The organism is Klenkia terrae (genome assembly GCF_900491935.1).
Taxonomy (GTDB): Bacteria; Actinomycetota; Actinomycetes; order Mycobacteriales; family Geodermatophilaceae; genus Klenkia; species Klenkia terrae.
Genome location: NZ_UEXK01000004.1, coordinates 2,580,443 through 2,598,367, shown reverse-complemented (window position 1 = coordinate 2,598,367; position 17,925 = coordinate 2,580,443). Strand labels below are relative to the sequence as shown.

The window sequence follows — 17,925 nt, the reverse complement described above, 5'->3', positions numbered from 1 at the left end:
TTTCGGCACCCGTTCCGGTTCCTGCGGTTGCACCCCGACCTCTCCCCCACCGATGTCGACCCCGCATAGGAGTCCAGGACGACGGCGCACCGCACGGCGGGCCAGCTGCGTGCTGGTCATGATGCGCGGCGCTTAACGGTCTAAAGTTGTCTCGCTCCCGTCAGTTACCCCCGTGACTGACGGGAGCCCAGCTCCCAACCCCACCGCTGATGATCTATCCAGATAGCTAGTCGGCTAGGTATGCGTCCAGTGCGGTGGCGACCAGTTCGCTGCGGGACCGCGCGCCGTGGCGGGTAGCCAGGTCGTCGAGAGCAGCGATGCTGGTCTCGGTGAGCTTGATGGACACCTGGCGGCGCCCTTCGGGGCGCACCTGGGTGGCGACGCGTTCGCCGGCGAACATGCCTTCGGCGCGGGCCTTAGGGCGCTGGGCTGCGAGCAGGTCAGGCAACTGCTCTGCGGTGGCCTCCACGGCGTCCAATGCGAGTTCCTTGTAGGTGACGCCGCGCTGGCGGGCGTTGTCTCGGAGGCGGTCGGCGGTGCTGTTGGGCAACTGCAGGATCACCAGCCGCGGCACGGGCGAAGCTGTGGCCTTGGCGGGCGTGGTGGTGCGTGATGTGCGAGGCCGCGAGCGGGTGGCCGAGGGTGTCGTGGTCACTTCTCCCCCGCTGCTGCCGTCCTGGGCCGGGTCCGCCTGGGGCATCGCTTCCACGGGGGTCGTCGCCGCGGGCTGCTGCGGGGCGACCGCCGGCTTCGCGTCGGAGCTGGGCTGCTTCTCCGGTGCGCTCGTCGGCTCGGGCGTCACGGCAGGGCCCCGCCGACGACGGGGCGCGAGCCCGGTGAGTCCTTCGGTGCGGTTGCCGAACACGGCACCGAGGTCCATGTCGGGGACGCGGCGGACGGTGCTGTCGGGGTTGGTCACGACTGGGCTCCCTGCAGCTCGTCGATGAGCTTGTTCTCGGCGTCGACGATCATCTGCAGCACCTCTTTGGCCAAGGCGGCGTAGTCCCCGGCCAGCGAGCCGGCGCTGGCAGCCAACGCGGTGGTCTTCTTGCCGTCACCGCTGCGGCGCAGCTCGTACCAGCGGGGCTGGGCGGCGACGCTCTTCTCCAGCTCGTGCAGCAGCTGCCCGCGGTTGCGGGCGTCGGTGGCGGCGGCCTCGACGTAGCGGATGGTGGCGTCCAGGACCGGGACGACGCCGTTGAGGTCGCGGGCCAGTGCTTCGCGGGCCTGTCCGGTGACGCGGGTGGCGGAGATGTTGGTGCCGAACAGCACGACGCCCAGCAGGGCGAGGCCAGGGTTGTCGGTGCGGGCCTCGAGATAGCGGCGGGCAACGTCGCGCAGGCCGATGCGGCTGGCGTCATCGGATCGGGTGGGCACGATGACCCATTTGGCGGCGGTGAGGATGAGTCGCTGCAGGACATCGCCACCGGGGGGCGAGTCGATGAAGATGAGGTCGTAGTCCTCGGCGATCTGGGCCAGGGACGCGGCCAGTGCCATGCCGGCGGTGTCGACGCTGCCGCGGCCGGTGCGGGCCAGCTCGGACGCGAGGTCGTTGAGGAGGTCTCCCCCGGGCAGCACGTCCAGGTTTTCCCGCACTCCCGCCAGGGGGACGGGCGCGGAGCTTTCGGTGATGGCTCGGAGCAGCTCCTGGCCGCTGTCGGAGCGGCGGCCGTGGGTGCAATGGGCAAGGTCACCCCCGGTGTGGGACTCCAGGCGACGTTCAGCACCAGCACGAGGGGCTGGCACGCGAGCCGTCGGACCATCCCGGTTCGACGAGGCCCAGCTTCACTCACAGCGTCAGCCGAACAACCCAACCCGCCGTCCACCAACGCGAGCCCCAGCCCGCCTCTCCTGCGGCATGGGCCCCGACCACTTCTCGGAAGCCTCGTGCACCACGAACCAGATCCGACACACCTCTTGCACCCCGGATGCCACCCACTCGTCGTGACACCCACGCGGGCCCTAGGTCACCCATAGACGACATGGCCAGCCCTCACGCCCGCCGCATGCAGGAACACCGTCGCGAGCAAGAACGCCGGCGGCGGGCCCGCGAGCGGATGGAGGCCGCCCAGCTCGCCAGTCCCCCCGCCCCGGTGCCCGACGGCAACCCTCCCGTCCCGGCGGAGCACCGCCGCGCGGCCGCGACGACGTGCGGTTGGTGCTTCGGGCCCATCACCCCGAAGTCCCGCGGCCCGGTGCCGAAGTGGTGCTCGGCGTCCTGCCGCCAGCGGGCATGGGAGCAACGCCGTGCCGCCGCCTCCGGGCTGAGCGCCGTCGAGGTGGTGGAGCGCGTCGTCCAAGTCCCTGCTCCCCCGCACTCACGACCGGCACCCAAGGACCAGGAGTGGCACGGCCTCATCCGCGAACTCACCCGCCAGCTGGACAGCCATCACGTGTACGCCCGTCACCTGGCCGGCATCGCCGACGAAGTCCGCAAACTGCAGGCCGCCCTCGACCGCCGAGGAATGTGGGGTGACGTCCGGTGGACCGACGTCACCCCAGCCATCCGCACCTGGCATCGGGACGTCCCGGGCCAGCAGCGCCCCGCCCATCCCCCAGGCGGTGACAGGTGATGACCTCTGCTGCCGCCTGGTTCGTCGGACGGGCCACCGTCACCCCGTGGCGACCGCACGGGCGCCATTGAGCGTGGGAGACATCGCGTGACCACTGCCGGTGCAAGGACGACCGACCGACTGCACGACGTCGACAGCGCCGCGGTGTACCTCCGGTGCGGACGTCGCCTGGTCTACCGGCTCGTCGCCGAGCGACGGGTCCGCTTCACCTACGCGGGTCGGTCGCTCCGGTTCTGGCAGACCGACCTCGACGCCTATCTCGACGCCCGGACCGTCGAGCCGCTGACCGCCAAGCACTGACACCTGCAGGCCACCCATGCCTCCGCGTCGCCGGTTCGGTCGCGTGCGCAAGCTGCCCTCCGGGCGGTGGCAGGCCCGCTACGCCGGACCCGACGGCCAGGACCGATCAGCCCCCACGACCTTCGCCACCAAGACCGACGCCGCGCGGTTCCTCGTAGCCACCGAGACGGACATGGCTCGCGGTGCCTGGCTCGACCCGCTGCGGAGTGGCATTCGACTGCGGGAGTACAGCCAGTCCTGGCTGGCCGAGCGCACCGTGAGAGGCCGACCGCTGGCCATCCGCACGCGGGAGACCTACCAGCACTCCCTCGACCGGTGGGTCCTGCCCAAGCTCGGTGACCTCATGCTCGACCGGATCACGCCGGCCCTCGTCCGCACCTGGCACGCAGACGTCAGCGCGGCCACCGGCCCCACCGCCGCGCGGCAGGCCTACGCCGTCCTGCGCGCTGTCATGTCCACCGCCGTCGCCGACGACGCCGTCGCCCGCAACCCCTGCCGCATCGTCGGCGCCGGGCAGGCCCGCAGCGAAGAGCGGCCACTGCTCGACGTCGCGCAGATTGATGAGTTGACGGCAGCGATGCCCGTCCACCTCCGCGGGCTGGTGCAGCTCGGCTTCTGGGGACACCTCCGACTGGGCGAACTGGTCGCTCTCCGCCGCGCCGACGTCGACCTCGATGCAGGCACCGTGGCCGTCGTGCGGCAGGTCGTCGAGACCGACACCGGGCCCCGCGAGGGGCCACCGAAGGCCGGCAGCCAACGCACCGTCCACCTGCCTCCGCAGGGGCTCGACGCTCTGCGGGCGCACCTCGAGGTCCGCGGACCGACCACGCTGCTCGACCACCTCTTCGCCCGCCAGGACGGCACTGCGCTGCGCGCCCACCACGTCCACACCGCCTGGGGCACAGCCCGGAAGCACGCCGGCCTGCCCGGCGCCCACCTGCACGACCTCCGGCATGCCGGCCTCACCCTGGCCGCTCAGAGCGGGGCCACCCTCGCCGAGGTCATGCGTCGCGCCGGGCACTCCTCGACCCGCGCGGCGATGATCTACCAGCACGCCGCCGAGCGCCGCGACGCTGATGTCGCCGCCGGCCTGGGCCGGCTCGCGGCGAGCGAGCTCGCGGACCGTGCGGGCACGCGCGTGAACCGTACGGGCACGCAGCGGGCACGCCGGCTCATCTGAGGACCCTCCGGAGCGGGCGAGACCTCCTCATGTAGCGCGAACGTGCTGGTCAGAGCGGAGGGCGAGGGATTCGAACCCTCGAGGAGCGCTAACCCCTAGCGGTTTTCAAGACCGCCGCCATCGGCCACTAGGCGAGCCCTCCTGGCCGACCGACCCTATCCCCCGACCTCGATGATCACGGGCCCGCCGCCGTCCGGCCAGGTCGGCGTCACCGTCCGGAGGCCTGGGCACGGTCGGCTGGCGCCATGCGCGTGGCACTGGTGTCCGAGACGTTCACCCCGGCGGTCAACGGCGTCGTCACGTCGGTGCTGCGGGCCGCCGACCACCTGGCCCTGCGCGGTCACGAACCGGTGGTTGTCGCGCCGTCCGGACAGGACTACGAGACCCGCTGCGGTGCGGTCGTCCCGGTGCACGCCGTCCGGTCGGTGCGCCTGCCGCGGTACCGGGAGCTGCCGCTGGCGGCGCCCACCGGCGAGGTCGGCGAACTGCTGGACCGGATCCGCCCGGACGTCGTCCACCTGGCGTCCCCCGCCGTCCTGGGCTCGGCCGCGGCCCGGGCGGCGCAGGAACGCGGCATCCCCGCGGTCGCGGTCTTCCAGACCGACCTCGCCGCCTACGCCGGCCGGTACCGGGTCCCCGGCGGGTCGACGACGACCTGGCGCTGGCTGCGCGCGCTGCACGACCGGACGGCGTTGACCCTGGTGCCCTCGACACCCACGATGGCCCAGCTCCGCCGGCACGGGATCGGCCCGCTGGCGCTCTGGGCCCGCGGCGTCGACCTGCAGCAGTTCGCCCCTGGGCGCTCGTCGGCCGCCGTCCGGGCGCGGTTGGTGCCCGGTGGAGAGCTGTTGGTCGGCACGGTGGCCCGGCTGGCGGTGGAGAAGCGGCTGCACCTGCTCGGCCCGCTGTCCGAGCTGCCGGGGGTGCGGCTGGTCGTGGTCGGCGACGGACCGCAGCGCAGGACCCTGCAGCGGGCGCTGCCGCGGGCGGTGTTCACCGGGCGGGTGGTCGGCGAGGAGCTGGGGGACCTGGTCTCCTCGCTGGACCTGCTCGTGCACCCGGGTGCCGACGAGACGTTCTGCCAGGCGGTGCAGGAGGCGCTGGCCGCCGGGGTGCCGGCGCTGGTCGCGGCGTCGGGCGGGCCGCTGGACCTGGTCCGGCACGGGGAGAACGGCTGGCTGTGGGCCGGCGACGACCCGCACGTGCTGGCCGCCCAGGTCGCCGGCCTGCGCGACGACCGCCTGGCTCTGCGCGCCGCGGCGGGACGGGCCCGGGCGTCGGTGTCCCACCGCACCTGGGGCCGGCTGGGCGACGAGCTGATCGGCCACTACGACCGGGTGCTCGGCCGCGCCCAGGTCCACCCCCTCACCGCCTGACCCCCGCAGCGTTGATCAGGGGGGTGCGCGGAACTCCGTCCTCCTGCACCAGATCTGCGGCAGGAGGACGGACTCTGCGGCACTCCCCTGATCGACGCTGGGCAACGGCGACGGCCCCGCCCCCCGCGAGGTAGGGGAGAGGACCCGGAGCGCCGGGTGCCAGCGCGACGGTCCGCCCGGGCGCAGCTCACCCATCGGTGGCCCGGGTGACATCTGTGAACGGATCCGGGCACATTGCCCGAGTGGGTCTCACAACCTCCGGCCGGGATGCTTCTTGACCATGCAGAACCGGCACGCCGACGCGCCGGGTCAGGGCGTGTCGGCGTGCCGGTTCTGCATGATCAACTGCGGCGGGCGGTCAGAGCGGGCGGATGCGGCCCAGCACGTGGTCCTGGCCCGACTTCTGGTTGCGCACCGCGAGGTCCCAACCGCCGTCGCGCGCCGCCGTCGACAGCGTGGCCGTCGAGGGCAGGAACAGCGGCTTCTTGAAGGCGACGTCCACGCTGAAGGACGACGGCAGCCGCCCCGACAGCGCCGCCAACGCGCGGGCCTTGACCCACATCCCGTGCGCGATCGCCCGCTCGAAGCCGAACGCCTTCGCGGTCAGGCCCGACAGGTGGATCGGGTTCACGTCGCCGCTGACCTTGGCGTACCGACGGCCCGCGTCGTCGGGCACCCGCCACACCGCGGCCTGGGCGACGTCCCCGATGGTCACGTCCAGGTCGGTCGGTTCCCCCTCCGGCGCGGAAGCCCCCCGCGCCAGGTAGGTCGACCGCCCGCGCCACACCTCATCGCCCCGCGACCGCACCGAGGCGACGAGGTCCACCGTCGCCCCGGACCGGTGCGGCCGCAGGTCTGAGGCCCAGACCTCCAGGTCCAGCTTCTCCGACACCCCGACCGGCCGGACGACGTCCACCCGGTTGCGCACGTGCACCAACCCGGGCAGGGCCAGCGGGAACGACCGGTCGGCCATCAGCGCGACCTGCAGCGGGAAGGTCAGCACGTGCGGGAAGGTCGGCGGCAACGTGTCGCCGAACCGGAACCGGCAGACCTCTGCGTAGTCGGCCACCCGGGCCGGGTCCACCGCGACGGCGACCCGGGCGAGGTGGGTGTCGGGCAACGCCCCGCCCCGGCCGCGCGCGGTCAGTGCCGCCTTGGCGAACAACGGACCCATGGCCGGGGCCGAGGAGAGCACGACGGGCGTGCCCATCAGGCGCCCAGCAGGTTCTGGCCGCACACCCGCAGCACCTGGCCGTTGACCCCGGCGCTGGCCGGCTGGGCCAACCAGGCGATGGCCTCGGCCACGTCCACCGGCAGCCCGCCCTGCTGCAGCGAGTTCAGCCGGGCACCGACCTCGCGGGTGCCGAAGGGCATCTTCGCGGTCATCTCGGTGACGATGAACCCGGGCGCGACCGCGTTGATCGTCGCGCCGCGCTCGGCGAAGGCGGGGGCCCACGCACGCACCATGCCGATGACGCCGGCCTTGGACGCCGAGTAGTTCGTCTGCCCGCGGTTGCCGGCGATCCCGGACTGCGAGCTGACCGCCACCACCCGGGCACCGGGCTTCAGCGCACCCTCGGCGTCCAGCAGGGCCTGGGTGAGGTCCAGCTGGGCCTGCAGGTTCACCGCGAGGACCGAGTTCCAGCGCGCCGAGTCCATGTTGACCAGCAGCTTGTCCCGGGTGATGCCCGCGTTGTGCACGACGACGTCGGCCCCGCCGTGCCGCTGCACCAGGTGCTCCACCAGCCGCTGCGCGGCGTCCGGGGCGGTGATGTCCAGCTGCAGCGCCGTCCCGCCGACCCGGTTCGCGACCGCGGCCAGCGCCTGGCCGGCGGCCGGGATGTCCACGGCGACCACGTGTGCGCCGGCCCGGCCCAGCACGTCGGCGATCGAGGCGCCGATGCCGCGGGCCGCACCGGTGACCACCGCGACCTTGCCGGCCAGCGGGGTCGTCCCGCCGTCGCCGCTGGGCGCGTCCACCGCGCTCAGCGTCACCGTCTGGCCGTCGACGTAGGCCGACCGGCCGGACAGGAAGAACCGCAGCGGGCCCGGGACGGCGGCCTCGGCGCCGCTGGGCACGTACACCAGGTTGGCGATGGCACCGGCCCGCAGCTCCTTGGCCAGCGACCGGACCAGGCCGTCGAGGGCCTGCCGGGCCGCGGCCAGGGCCGGGGACGGCGCGTCCCCGGGCACCTCGCCGAGGACGACGACGCGCCCGTTGGTGCCGAGTCGCTTCACGGCGGGGGCCAGGAAGTCGTGCGCCGAGGCCAGGTCGGCCGGCGTCGTCAGCCCCGTCGCGTCGAGGACGACGGCGGCCACCTTCGGACCCGACCCGCCGTCGGCGATGGCCGGGGACAGCACGGTCACGCCGTCGTCCCTCAGCACGGCCTCGATCTCGGCGCGCAGCCGGCCCTCGCCGGCCGAGCCGACCAGAGCCGGCCCGTCCAGCAGCGGCTGGCCGGGGGTGTAGCGGCGCAGCACGGCCGGCCGGGGCAGCCCGAGCTGCCTGACCAGGGTGGTGCCGACGCCGGAGTTGGCGAAGTCGCGGTACCAGTCGCTCACGGTGGTTCTCCTTCTCAGCTCTCGAGGATCGCGACGACGCCCTGGCCGCCGGCGGCGCAGATGGAGATCAGCCCGCGCTTGCCGGGGCCGAGCTCGTGCAGGGCCTTGGCCAGCGAGGCGACGATCCGCCCGCCGGTCGCGGCGAACGGGTGCCCGGCGGCCAGCGACGATCCGTTGACGTTGAGCTTGGACCGGTCGATGGAGCCCAGCGGGGCGTCCAGGCCCAGCTTCTCCTTGCAGAACGCCGGGTCCTCCCAGGCCTTCATCGTCGAGAGCACCGTGGAGGCGAAGGCCTCGTGGATCTCGTACAGGTCGAAGTCCTGCAGGGTCAGCCCGTTGCGGGCCAGCATCACCGGCATGGCGTAGGCCGGGGCCATGAGCAGGCCCTCGCCGCCGTGCACGTAGTCCACCGCGGCGGTCTGGGCGTCGACCAGGTGGGCCAGCACCGGCAGCTGGTGCTCGGCGGCCCACTCGTCGCTGGCCAGCAGCACCGCCGAGGCGCCGTCGGTGAGCGGGGTGGAGTTGGCCGCGGTCATCGTGGCGCCCTCGCCCTCGCCGAACACCGGCTTCAGGGTGGCGAGCTTCTCGACCGTGGAGTCCGGCCGCAGGTTGTCGTCGCGGGTCAGGCCCAGGAACGGGGTGACCAGGTCGTCGAAGAACCCGCGGTCGTAGGCGGCGGCCAGGTTGTGGTGGCTGGCCACGGCGAGCTCGTCCTGGGACTCGCGGCTGACCTCCCACACCTTCGCCGTCTGCGCGGCGTGCTCCCCCATCGACAGCCCGGTGCGCGGCTCGACGTTGCGCGGCTGGTCGGGCACCAGCTGGCCGGGCCGGATCTTCCCGAGCAGCTTGAGGCGGTCGGGCAGGGTCTTGGCGTTGTTGAGCGCGATGAGCACGTGGCGCAGGTCGTCGTTGACCGCCAGCGGCGCATCGGAGGTGGTGTCGGTGCCGCCGGCGATGCCGGACTCGATCTGGCCCAGCGCGATCTTGTTCGCCACCAGGACGGCGGCCTCCAGGCCGGTGCCGCAGGCCTGCTGCACGTCGTAGGCCGGGGTGGACGGCGAGAGCTGCGAGCCCAGCACGGACTCCCGGGTCAGGTTGAAGTCGCGCGCGTGCTTGAGGACGGCGCCGGCGACCACCTCGCCGAGCTGCTCGCCGGCCAGGCCGTAGCGGGCCACCAGGCCGTCGATGGTCGCGGTGAGCATGTCCTGGTTCGAGGCGCGGGCGTACTTCTTGTTCGAGCGGGCGAACGGGATGCGGTTCCCGCCGACGATCGCGGCCTTGCGGGTCATGGGGACCTCCGGGGGGAGTCGTGGTGCCGTTGTCGGTACCGACGGTATCAGGTACCGTCGTTCACATGAAGTCGACGGCGGTGACCCCGCCCACCCGTGCGGGCACCGTGCCGCAGCGACGGGACCGCCGCGACTCGAGGTGGGACGAGCACCGCCGAGCCCGGCGCGAGCAGCTGGTGACGGCCACCGTCGCCGCGGTCGGCGAGCACGGGCCCGGCGTCGGCATGGAGGAGATCGCGGCGGCCGCGGGCACCAGCAAGACCGTCGTCTACCGGCACTTCGCCGACCGCGGCGAGCTGCACCTGGCGGTCTGCGCCCGGGTCGCCGAGCAGCTGCTCGACGCCCTCCGCACGGCCATGACCAGCACGGACAAGCCCCGGCAGATGGTCTCGGCGGCGATCGACACCTACCTGGCCTTCATCGAGGCCGACCCCGAGCTCTACCGCTTCGTCGTGCACGCCCCCGCCGACCGCGACCCCACCGCCGACCCGATCGCCGGGTTGTCCGAGCTGGTCGGCGAGCAGGCCACCGCGCTGGTCGCGATGGCGCTCGAGGGCGCCGGGCGGCCGACCGCGGCGGCCGAGCCCTGGGGCCACGGCCTGGTCGGCCTGGTCCGCTCGGCGGCCGACCGCTGGCTCAGCTCGCCGGACCCGATGCCGCGCGCCGAGCTCACCGCGCACCTCACCGATCTCGCCTGGGCCGGCCTGTCCGGCGTCGTCACCCGCACCACCACCGAGGAGACCCGATGACCAGCAACCAGCCCCTGACCACCGTCGACCCGGCCCACCTCACCGAGGTGCTCGACGGTCGGTGGGCCCAGGTCCGCCGCGATGCCCGCGAGCAGCTCGGCGAGGCCAAGTACGCCCCGGTCTACGGCGAGACCGGCGAGCAGGCCCGCGAGCGGATCACCGGTCTGCTCAAGGACCTGGCCGCCACCGGCCGCACCCGGCTGGGCTTCCCGAAGGCCTACGGCGGCGAGGAGGACTCCGGCGGCTCGGTCACCTCGATCGAGATGCTGGCCTTCGGCGACCTCTCGCTCATGGTCAAGGCCGGCGTGCAGTGGGGCCTGTTCGGCGGGGCCGTGCAGCTGCTGGGCAGCGACCGGCACCACGCCGCCTACCTGCAGCAGATCATCGACGCCGACCTGCTCGGCTGCTTCGCGATGACCGAGACCGGGCACGGGTCCGACGTCCAGCAGCTGCGGACGACGTGCACCTACGACCCGGCCACCCAGACCTTCGACCTGCACACGCCGCACGAGGCCGCCCGCAAGGACTACATCGGCAACGCGGCGAAGGACGGCCGGATGGCCGTGGTCTTCGCCCAGCTCGTCACCCAGGGCAAGCGGCACGGCGTGCACGCCTGGCTGGTGCCCATCCGCGACGAGGCCGGGAACGTGCTGCCGGGCGTCACCGTCGGCGACGACGGCCCCAAGGCCGGGCTCAACGGGGTGGACAACGGCCGGCTGAGCTTCGACCACGTCAGCGTCCCGCGCGACATGCTGCTGGACCGCTACGGCCAGGTCGCCGAGGACGGCACCTACACGTCGTCCATCGAGAACGAGACCCGGCGCTTCTTCACCATGCTCGGCACCCTGGTGCGCGGGCGGGTCAGCGTCGGCGGCTCCGCCGGGTCGGCCACCAAGCTGGCGCTGCAGATCGCCGCGCGCTACGGCGAGCAGCGCCGCCAGTTCGCCGCCCCGGGCGAGGACCGCGAGATCGTCATCAACGACTACCTGGTGCACCAGCGCAAGCTGCTCCCCGCGCTGGCCAAGACCTACGCGCTGCACTTCGCCCAGGAGGAGCTCACCTCCACCATGCACGACGTGCAGGGCGCCGCGGACGTCGACGAGGCCGCCCAGCGCGAGCTGGAGTCCCGCGCCGCCGGGCTCAAGGCCGCCAACACCTGGCACGCCACCGCCACCATCCAGATGGCCCGCGAGGCCTGCGGCGGTGCCGGCTACCTGGCCGAGAACCGGCTGCCGGCCCTCAAGGCCGACACCGACGTGTTCACCACGTTCGAGGGCGACAACACCGTCCTGCTGCAGCTGGTCGCCAAGGGCCTGCTCACCGGCTACCAGGACTCCTTCGGGTCCCTGGACAACTGGGGCAAGGCGCAGTTCGTCGCCGACCTGGTCAAGGAGACCGTGCTGGAGCGGACGGCGGCCCGCGGCCTCATCGCGCGGCTGGTCGACGCCGTCCCCGGTCGGGACGAGGAGGTCTCCCTCCTGGACCGCGGCTGGCAGCTGAAGATGTTCGAGGACCGCGAGCGGCACACCCTGGAGGGTGCGGCCAACCGGCTGCGCAAGGGCGCCTCGAACAAGGAGAACCGCCTGTTCGACGTGTTCAACGACGTGCAGGACCACGTGCTGCGGACGGCGACGACCCACATCGACCGGATCGTGCTGGAGGCCTTCGTGGCCGCGGTCGACCGCACCACCGACCCGGCGGCGCGGGCGCTGCTGTCCCGGCTGTGCGACCTGTACGCGCTGACCACCATCGAGGCCGACCGCGGCTGGTTCCTCGAGCACGGGCGGCTCACCCCGGCCCGCTCCAAGGCGGTGACCAGCACGGTCAACGCGCTGCTCAAGGAGCTGCGGCCGCAGCTGCCCACCCTGGTCGACGGGTTCGCCATCCCCGACGCCTGGGTGAAGTCGCGGATCGTGGACGAGGAGGGCGCCCGCCAGGAGGCCATGGCCGCCGAGGACGCCCGGGTGAAGGCCGCCCACGGTGACGACACCGCCGTCGACACCCCCGATGCGACGGCGGTCGACCTGGAGATGGCCCCGGCCCAGTAGCGCCGACGTCCCGCGGGCGGAGGAACCTCCACACCCCCTTCCGAGCCGGGGAAGGGGTGCAGAGGTTCCTTTGCCCAGAGGGGGCGGGAGGATGTGCCGTCGTGGACGTCCTGGCGGTGGAAGTGCTGCGCATCCCGATGGCGGTCGACCTCGCGGCGATCGTGATCGGTGCCCTCACGGGCGGCCTTCTGGCTGCCCGTGAGGGCTTCGCGGTGTCCGGGGTGCTCCTGCTGGCCGTCTCCGGCGGGCTGGGCGGCGGGCTGATCCGGGACGTGCTGCTCGACGTCCCGGTGGTCGCGCTGACCAACCCGGTCTACCTGCCCACGGTCGGCATCACCGCGATGGTGACGTTCTTCTTCTCCGGCTGGCTGTCCCGCACGACCGGCCTGCTGGTCGGTCTGGACGCCCTCACGCTGGGCTTCTTCACCGTGATCGGGGCGCAGAAGGCCCAGCTCGCCGGCCTGCCGGTGGCCAGCGTGGTGTTCATCGGGGTGGCGACGGCGGTGGGCGGGGCGGTCATCCGCGACGTGCTCCTGGCCCAGCGCGCCGACATCGTGCAGCCGGGCCCCTACAACGCCGTCGCCGCTCTCATCGGCGCCTCCCTGCTCGCGGTGCTGGCCGGCCCGCTGGAGCTGCCGCTGCTGCCGGTGGCCGCGGTCGTCATCGCGCTGACCGCCGGGCTGCGCCTGGTGTCGGTGCTGCGTGGCTGGTCGGCGCCGGTGGCCATCGACCTGCCGCAGCGGGCCCGGACCCGCTGGTCCCGCAGCCGGTCGGCCCGTCGGCGTCACCCCGACGGGGGAGCCGGCTGAACGACCGGCCCCCGGCTGCCGAAGACGGGTGCAGTGACCCGTCGGACGACGGGACCCCGCCCGAGCAAGGAGGCGCGATGACCACCGAGCGCGGCTCCCTGCCCGCGTCCGGGCGGGGCCGCAGGACCGGCCCCCCGCGGGCCGCCGTCCTGCTCGTGGTGCTGGTCCTGGTCGGCTACCAGGTCGCGCAGGTCGCGACGCCGCCGGTCGCCTTCGACCGCTACGTCTCCAACCTCGTCCAGCTGCTGGCCGGGCTGACCGCCGCGGCCGCCGCGGCCCGGCGCGCCGGCACCGCCACCGGCCGGTCCCGCCTGTCGTGGGCGTGCCTGTCGCTGGGCACCGCTGCCTGGGCCGCGGGCCAGGGCTGGTGGTGCTGGGTGCAGATCGTGCAGGGCGGCGAGGCGCCCTTCCCCTCGGTCGCCGACATCGGCTTCGTCGCCTTCCCGCTGCTGGCGGCGGCGGCGCTGCTGCTGCTGCAGACCGCCGACGGGTCGACGGCCCGCCTGCAGCGCACCCTCGACGCCGCGATGACCTCGGCCGCCGCCGGCCTGGTCAGCTGGGAGACCACGCTGGGCGCCGTGGTCGCGGCGAACACCGGCGACGACCGGCTGGCCGGCACGCTGCTGGTGGCCTACCCGGTGCTCGACGTGCTGCTGATCGTGCTCGGCGTGCTGACCCTGGCCCGCGCCACCGGCGACCGCCTGCCGCAGGGCCTGGTGGTCCTCGGCCTGCTGGCCTTCAGCGTGTCCGACAGCGGCTTCGCCTTCGTGGCGGCGGCCGGGGACTACGACGGCAACCTGCTCGACCTCGGCTGGATCGCCGGCTTCCTGCTCATCGCCCTGGCCGCCCTCTGCCGCCCGGCCGCCGTCGGCCGCGCGGCCGAGGAGCGCCGGGCCGAGGACCCCTCGGCCTCCCGGGCGGACTACCTGCCCTACGTCCCGGTCGCCCTGTCCCTGGTGGTCACCGCGGTGCTGGTCTTCCGCGGCCGCATCCTGGACCGCTGGGAGCTGCTGACCGTCGTCGTGGTCGTCGCCCTGCTGCTGGCCCGCCAGTACGTCGCGCTGCGGGACAACGCCCGCCTGGCCGGGGAACTCGCCACCCGCGAGTCCGAGCTGCGGCACCAGGCCTTCCACGACGGGCTGACCGGGCTGGCCAACCGCGCGCTGTTCCTCGACCGGCTGCAGCACGCCCTCGCCCTGCACGCCCGCGACCTGCGGCCGGTCGCCGTGGTCTTCCTCGACCTCGACGACTTCAAGGTCGTCAACGACACCCTGGGCCACGCCGTCGGCGACGAGCTGCTGGTCCGGGTGGCCGAGCGGCTCACCGGGGCCGTCCGCACCGGCGACACCGTGGCGCGCCTCGGCGGCGACGAGTTCGCCGTCCTGCTCGAGGACGGCGGTGACCCGATGCCGATCGCGGCGAAGGTCTCGGCCAGCCTGGTGCCCCCGTTCACGCTGCGCGGGGACGTCGTCGACGTGCACGCCAGCATCGGCATCTGCGAGCTGGACGCCGAGGACGCCCCGCTGGCCGCCGACGAGCTGCTGGCCCGCTCGGACACCGCCATGTACAGCGCCAAGCGGTCGGGCAAGGACCGGATCGTGGCCTACAGCCCCGGCATGAGCCTGGCCGAGCTGCAGGACGGCGTGCTGCGCGAGGCGCTGCGCCTGGCCATCGCCGACCGCGTGGTCCGGCTGCACTACCAACCCATCGTCGAGCTCGAGACCGGCCGGGTCGCCGGCCTGGAGGCGCTGGCCCGCTGGCGGCACGACGGCGTTGACATCCCGCCCGACGTCTTCATCCCGCTCGCCGAGCGCAGCGGGTTCATGACCGTGCTGACCGCCGACCTCCTCGCCGCCGCCTGCACCCGGCTGGCCGGCTGGACGCGCGGGCGCACCGAGCCCCTGTCCGTGCACGTCAACGTCGCACCGAGCCAGCTGATCGCCCCCGGGTTCGTGGACACCGTGGCCGAGCTGGTCCGCGCCCACCGGCTGCGCGCGGGCGGCCTGGTCCTGGAGATCACCGAGTCCGGCATCTTCGCCGACCTGGACGCCGCCCGGCGCACCGTCACCGAGCTGCGCGGCCTGGGCGTCGGGGTCTCCCTCGACGACTTCGGGGTCGGCTACTCCTCCCTGGCGCAGCTCAACGCGATGCCGCTGGACTCGGTGAAGATCGACCGGTCCTTCCTGGCCGCGGTGGACACCGACCGCCGCCAGGCCACCTTCCTGCACGCCGTGCTGCGGCTGGCCGAGGAGATCGGCCTGCCGGTGGTCGCCGAGGGCGTCGAGCGCCCCGCCCAGCTGACCCTGCTGCGCGCGCTGGGCTGCCGGCACGCCCAGGGCTACCTGCTGGGCCGCCCGGTGGACGCCGCCGAGGTACCCGCGCTGCTCGCCGGCATCGCCGTCCCGGTCTGAGCTCCCCCCGACGGGGGACGACGGGCTCAAGCCGGCCCGGCCCGGTGACGATCCCTGAGGCGTGACCGACCTGTTCGAGCCCACCCGCCGCGCCGACTGCCGCCCGCTGCTGGCCGACCCCGACGACCTCACCGTCGTGCACTCCCCGGTGGCCGACCTGGCCGGCGGCGAGGTGACCGGCGGGGGCGCCCCCGCCCGCTTCCCCGGCACCGCCGCGCCCGACGTCTGGTTCGCCGCCGCGCACGACGCCGGCCTCGCCGGCCCGCTGCAGGCCCTGCTGCTGCAGACCGCGCTGGCCCGCCGTCCCGACGCCGGCCGGCTGCACGTGCCGGTCGACCCGTGGCTGCTGGGCGCCCCGGTCGTGCACGCCGCGCTCGACGTCCCGCTGGCCGGGGTCGTCCTCGAGCTCACCGACGCCAAGGTCGACGACGACGCGGCGCTGCTGCGCCGGTGCGCCGTCCTCCGCGAGCGGGGCGCGCTGGTCGCCGTCCCCGCGCCGCTGGTCCACCGCCTGCCGCAGCTGCCGGCCGACGTCGTCGTCCTGCCCGCCGCGCTGGTGGCCGGGCTCGCCGGGGACGCGCGGCGCACGGCCGTGGCCGCCGGCGTGCTGGCCTACGCCGAGCGGGCCGGTGCGACCGTGCTGGCCGACGGCGTGGAGACCGACGCCGAGCTCACCGGGCTGCTGGAGCTCGGCGTCCACGCCGCCCGCGGCTGGCTGCTGGGGCCCACCGCCGACGGCTTCGGCCCGGCCACGCCCCGGGTGCAGCGCGTGCTGCGCACCCGGGCCGCCCGCGGCGAGCGCGACGACACCGTGGCCGGCCTGCTGCGCCCGGTGCGCACCTGGTCGCCCGGCAAGGACGACCGCCAGCTCACCCCGCCGGTCGTCGTCCTGGACGACTCCGGCCGCCCGGGCACGCTGTCCCTGGTGGACGCCCGCACCGGCGCCTGGTTCGAGGCCCCGGCCACCCTCGTGCTGCCCGTCGGCACCCCGGTCACCGAGGCGCTGCACCGCGCCCTGGCGCGCCGTCCCGCGGTGCGCTTCGACCCGGTGCCGTGCACCGGGGCCGGCGGCACCGTGGTCGGCCTGGTCCGGGTCGAGGACCTGGCCGCGGCGGTCACCGCCTCCTGAGCCCGCTCAGGAGGGGATGGTCCCTCGCCGGGCGACCACGTCGGCGGCGACGTCGCGCAGGCCCCGGCCGCTGCGCCGGGCGTGGTCGCGCATCGCGGTGAACGCCTCGTCCACCCCGATGCCGGCCCGCTCGGCGAGCATCCCCTTGGCCTGCTCCAGCACCACCCGGCTGGTCAGCGCGCGCTGCAGCTGGTCGGCCAGCAGCTGGCGGGCGGTGATCGTCCGGTCGGCGACCAGGGACACGGTGGCCACGTCGGCCAGCGCCCGGGCGAGCTTGAGGTCCCGCTCGTCGAGGGCGCCCTCGGTGGTGCGGAAGATGTTCAGCGCCCCGATGACCTCGTCGCGCAGCCGCATCGGCACCGCCTGCGCCGAGGAGTACCCCAGCGCCTCCACGGCCGGTGCGAACGTCGGCCACCAGGCCCGCACCTCGTCCAGGCTCCGCGGGGTCACCGGCTCGCCCGTGCGGAAGCAGTCCACGCACGGTCCGGCGTCGGCCTGCAGCTCGAACAGCTCCAGGGCCTCGACCGCGTGGCTGTTGGACGCCACGGCCTGCAGCACGCCCGCCGCGTCGGCGAGCATGATGCCGGCCGCATCGGCGTCCAGCAGCTTGAGGGCGTGGTCGATCAGCCGGTGCAGGAGGTCGGTGACCTCGAAGTCCTCGACCAGGCAGTCGGCCAGCTCGACGAACGCGTCGGTGATCTGTTCCTCGCGGGTGGTCATCGCGGTGTCCTTCGGTGTTCGTCGGGAGGGCCGTCGAGTCGGGTGCGGCGGGCCACCACGTCCTCGGCGAGGTCGCGCAGCGGCCGGCCGGTGGCGAAGGCCTGGGCCTGCAGGCGGAGGAGGGCGGAGGTGAGGTCCACGCCGAGCTGGATGGCCACCATGCCGGCGGCCTGGTGCACCACCGGCCGGATGTCGGCCAGCGCGGTCAGGCCGGCGGGGTCGTCGAGCCGGTCGTCGTCGTCCCCGGTCAGCAGCAGGAGGACCGCCGTCGCCGCCTGGCCGTAGACCGACAGCAACCCGGCCGCCTCACCGGACAGCGGGCCGGCCGTGCGGCGGTAGACGTCCAGGACGCCGACCAGCACCGCGCCGACCTGCAGCGGGAGGCTGAACGCGGCGGCGATCCCGGCGTCGGCGGCGCTGCGGCCGAACTGCACCCAGCGGTCGTCGGTGGACAGGTCCGGGGCCTGCACCAGCCGCCGGGCGCCGGCGGCGTGCCAGCAGATCCCCTCGCCCAGCGCGAACTGCAGGTCCTCGCCGGCCCGCCCGACGCCGTCGGTGGCCGCCACGATCCCCACCGGGACCCGGTCGTCGGTCACCGCGAGCCCGACCCCGGCCACGCCGAGGGCCGAGGCGCACTCGTCGACCAGCGCCGTGGGCCACCGCGACCGGTCGCCGCGGGACACCACCGATGCCAGGACGTCGGCCACCACGCGCGGCTCACCCATGCCGCACCAGGCATGACCGACGGCGCACGGAACTCCTCAGTCAGGGCTGCACCG

The 17,925-nt window shown here is 74.2% G+C and carries 16 protein-coding genes and 1 tRNA gene; 9 read left to right on the top strand and 8 right to left on the bottom strand.

The features are described from left to right. Positions 1-226: 226 nt before the first annotated feature. Both LFA75_RS13145 and LFA75_RS13140 read right to left on the bottom strand, forming a co-directional pair. Positions 227-919 (bottom strand): ribbon-helix-helix domain-containing protein, encoded by a 693-nt coding sequence (locus tag LFA75_RS13145; RefSeq protein ID WP_225234081.1) that lies wholly within the window; start codon positions 917-919, stop codon positions 227-229. Beyond that, positions 916-1,596, bottom strand: a complete 681-nt coding sequence (locus LFA75_RS13140) for a ParA family protein (RefSeq protein ID WP_225234080.1) — start codon at positions 1,594-1,596, stop codon at positions 916-918. The genes LFA75_RS13145 and LFA75_RS13140 overlap by 4 nt, the downstream gene beginning before the upstream one ends. Before the next feature lie 410 nt (positions 1,597-2,006). Between LFA75_RS13140 and LFA75_RS13135 the strand changes: the two genes are divergently transcribed. The 3 genes from LFA75_RS13135 (at position 2,007) to LFA75_RS13125 (ending at position 4,053) form a co-directional block, all read left to right on the top strand. After that, a complete protein-coding gene (locus LFA75_RS13135) occupies positions 2,007-2,573 on the top strand; it encodes a hypothetical protein (protein WP_225234079.1) in 567 nt (188 codons plus the stop codon). An 87-nt stretch (positions 2,574-2,660) separates the two neighbouring features. Continuing rightward, positions 2,661-2,873: an excisionase family DNA-binding protein gene (locus LFA75_RS13130; RefSeq protein WP_225234078.1), complete on the top strand. Its 213-nt coding sequence runs from the start codon at positions 2,661-2,663 to the stop codon at positions 2,871-2,873. Between the two features lie 43 nt (positions 2,874-2,916). Continuing rightward, a complete protein-coding gene (locus LFA75_RS13125) occupies positions 2,917-4,053 on the top strand; it encodes a site-specific integrase (protein WP_225234077.1) in 1,137 nt (378 codons plus the stop codon). Between the two features lie 55 nt (positions 4,054-4,108). On the opposite strand, the gene LFA75_RS13120 is transcribed toward LFA75_RS13125, so the two are convergent. Next, positions 4,109-4,195: transfer RNA gene (locus LFA75_RS13120), tRNA-Ser, on the bottom strand. A gap of 103 nt (positions 4,196-4,298) precedes the next feature. On the opposite strand from LFA75_RS13120, the gene LFA75_RS13115 reads away from it, so the two are divergent. Continuing rightward, the gene (locus LFA75_RS13115) at positions 4,299-5,429 is read left to right on the top strand and encodes a glycosyltransferase family 4 protein (RefSeq protein WP_225234076.1); all 1,131 of its coding nucleotides are present in this window, start codon (positions 4,299-4,301) and stop codon (positions 5,427-5,429) included. Positions 5,430-5,787: 358 nt separating this feature from the next. Here the strand turns inward: LFA75_RS13115 and LFA75_RS13110 are convergent, their stop codons facing one another. Genes LFA75_RS13110 through LFA75_RS13100 form a run of 3 tightly spaced genes read right to left on the bottom strand, consistent with a single transcriptional unit; the run spans position 5,788 to position 9,280 of the window. Continuing rightward, positions 5,788-6,639, bottom strand: coding sequence for a MaoC family dehydratase (locus LFA75_RS13110; RefSeq protein ID WP_225234075.1), 852 nt, complete (start codon positions 6,637-6,639; stop codon positions 5,788-5,790). Continuing rightward, on the bottom strand, positions 6,639-7,991 hold the full coding sequence (locus LFA75_RS13105) for a 3-oxoacyl-ACP reductase (RefSeq protein WP_225234074.1): 1,353 nt from the start codon (positions 7,989-7,991) through the stop codon (positions 6,639-6,641). The genes LFA75_RS13110 and LFA75_RS13105 overlap by 1 nt, the downstream gene beginning before the upstream one ends. A 14-nt stretch (positions 7,992-8,005) precedes the next feature. Beyond that, entirely contained in the window at positions 8,006-9,280 is a 1,275-nt protein-coding gene (locus LFA75_RS13100) for an acetyl-CoA C-acetyltransferase (protein WP_225234073.1), read from the bottom strand. Between the two features lie 65 nt (positions 9,281-9,345). Between LFA75_RS13100 and LFA75_RS13095 the strand changes: the two genes are divergently transcribed. From LFA75_RS13095 to LFA75_RS13075, 5 genes are all read left to right on the top strand, one after another. After that, a complete protein-coding gene (locus LFA75_RS13095; protein WP_225234072.1) occupies positions 9,346-10,029 on the top strand; it encodes a TetR family transcriptional regulator in 684 nt (227 codons plus the stop codon). Continuing rightward, the gene (locus tag LFA75_RS13090) at positions 10,026-12,077 is read left to right on the top strand and encodes an acyl-CoA dehydrogenase family protein (RefSeq protein WP_225234071.1); all 2,052 of its coding nucleotides are present in this window, start codon (positions 10,026-10,028) and stop codon (positions 12,075-12,077) included. Before LFA75_RS13095 ends, LFA75_RS13090 begins: the two co-directional genes overlap by 4 nt. A gap of 101 nt (positions 12,078-12,178) precedes the next feature. Then, positions 12,179-12,886 carry a trimeric intracellular cation channel family protein gene (locus tag LFA75_RS13085; protein WP_225234070.1) on the top strand — a complete coding sequence of 236 codons (708 nt, stop codon included), beginning with the start codon at positions 12,179-12,181 and terminating at the stop codon, positions 12,884-12,886. A 77-nt stretch (positions 12,887-12,963) separates the two neighbouring features. Continuing rightward, complete coding sequence (locus LFA75_RS13080) at positions 12,964-15,297, top strand: putative bifunctional diguanylate cyclase/phosphodiesterase (RefSeq protein ID WP_225234069.1); 2,334 nt, start codon at positions 12,964-12,966, stop codon at positions 15,295-15,297. A gap of 61 nt (positions 15,298-15,358) precedes the next feature. Beyond that, positions 15,359-16,426: an EAL domain-containing protein gene (locus tag LFA75_RS13075; protein WP_225234068.1), complete on the top strand. Its 1,068-nt coding sequence runs from the start codon at positions 15,359-15,361 to the stop codon at positions 16,424-16,426. A 6-nt stretch (positions 16,427-16,432) separates the two neighbouring features. On the opposite strand, the gene LFA75_RS13070 is transcribed toward LFA75_RS13075, so the two are convergent. Both LFA75_RS13070 and LFA75_RS13065 read right to left on the bottom strand, forming a co-directional pair. Continuing rightward, positions 16,433-17,146 (bottom strand): GAF and ANTAR domain-containing protein, encoded by a 714-nt coding sequence (locus LFA75_RS13070; protein WP_225234067.1) that lies wholly within the window; start codon positions 17,144-17,146, stop codon positions 16,433-16,435. Further along, positions 17,143-17,871 (bottom strand): GAF and ANTAR domain-containing protein, encoded by a 729-nt coding sequence (locus LFA75_RS13065; RefSeq protein ID WP_225234066.1) that lies wholly within the window; start codon positions 17,869-17,871, stop codon positions 17,143-17,145. Before LFA75_RS13065 ends, LFA75_RS13070 begins: the two co-directional genes overlap by 4 nt. Positions 17,872-17,925 lie beyond the last annotated feature (54 nt).

Bases quoted from the DNA above. Each gene is read 5' to 3' on its own strand.
- LFA75_RS13135 (WP_225234079.1), top strand. From the start codon at position 2,007: ATGCAGGAACACCGTCGCGAGCAAGAACGCCGGCGGCGGGCCCGCGAG.
- LFA75_RS13115 (WP_225234076.1), top strand. From the start codon at position 4,299: ATGCGCGTGGCACTGGTGTCCGAGACGTTCACCCCGGCGGTCAACGGC.
- LFA75_RS13110 (WP_225234075.1), bottom strand. From the start codon at position 6,639: ATGGGCACGCCCGTCGTGCTCTCCTCGGCCCCGGCCATGGGTCCGTTG.
- LFA75_RS13100 (WP_225234073.1), bottom strand. From the start codon at position 9,280: ATGACCCGCAAGGCCGCGATCGTCGGCGGGAACCGCATCCCGTTCGCC.
- LFA75_RS13095 (WP_225234072.1), top strand. From the start codon at position 9,346: ATGAAGTCGACGGCGGTGACCCCGCCCACCCGTGCGGGCACCGTGCCG.
- LFA75_RS13090 (WP_225234071.1), top strand. From the start codon at position 10,026: ATGACCAGCAACCAGCCCCTGACCACCGTCGACCCGGCCCACCTCACC.
- LFA75_RS13080 (WP_225234069.1), top strand. From the start codon at position 12,964: ATGACCACCGAGCGCGGCTCCCTGCCCGCGTCCGGGCGGGGCCGCAGG.
- LFA75_RS13070 (WP_225234067.1), bottom strand. From the start codon at position 17,146: ATGACCACCCGCGAGGAACAGATCACCGACGCGTTCGTCGAGCTGGCC.
- LFA75_RS13065 (WP_225234066.1), bottom strand. From the start codon at position 17,871: ATGGGTGAGCCGCGCGTGGTGGCCGACGTCCTGGCATCGGTGGTGTCC.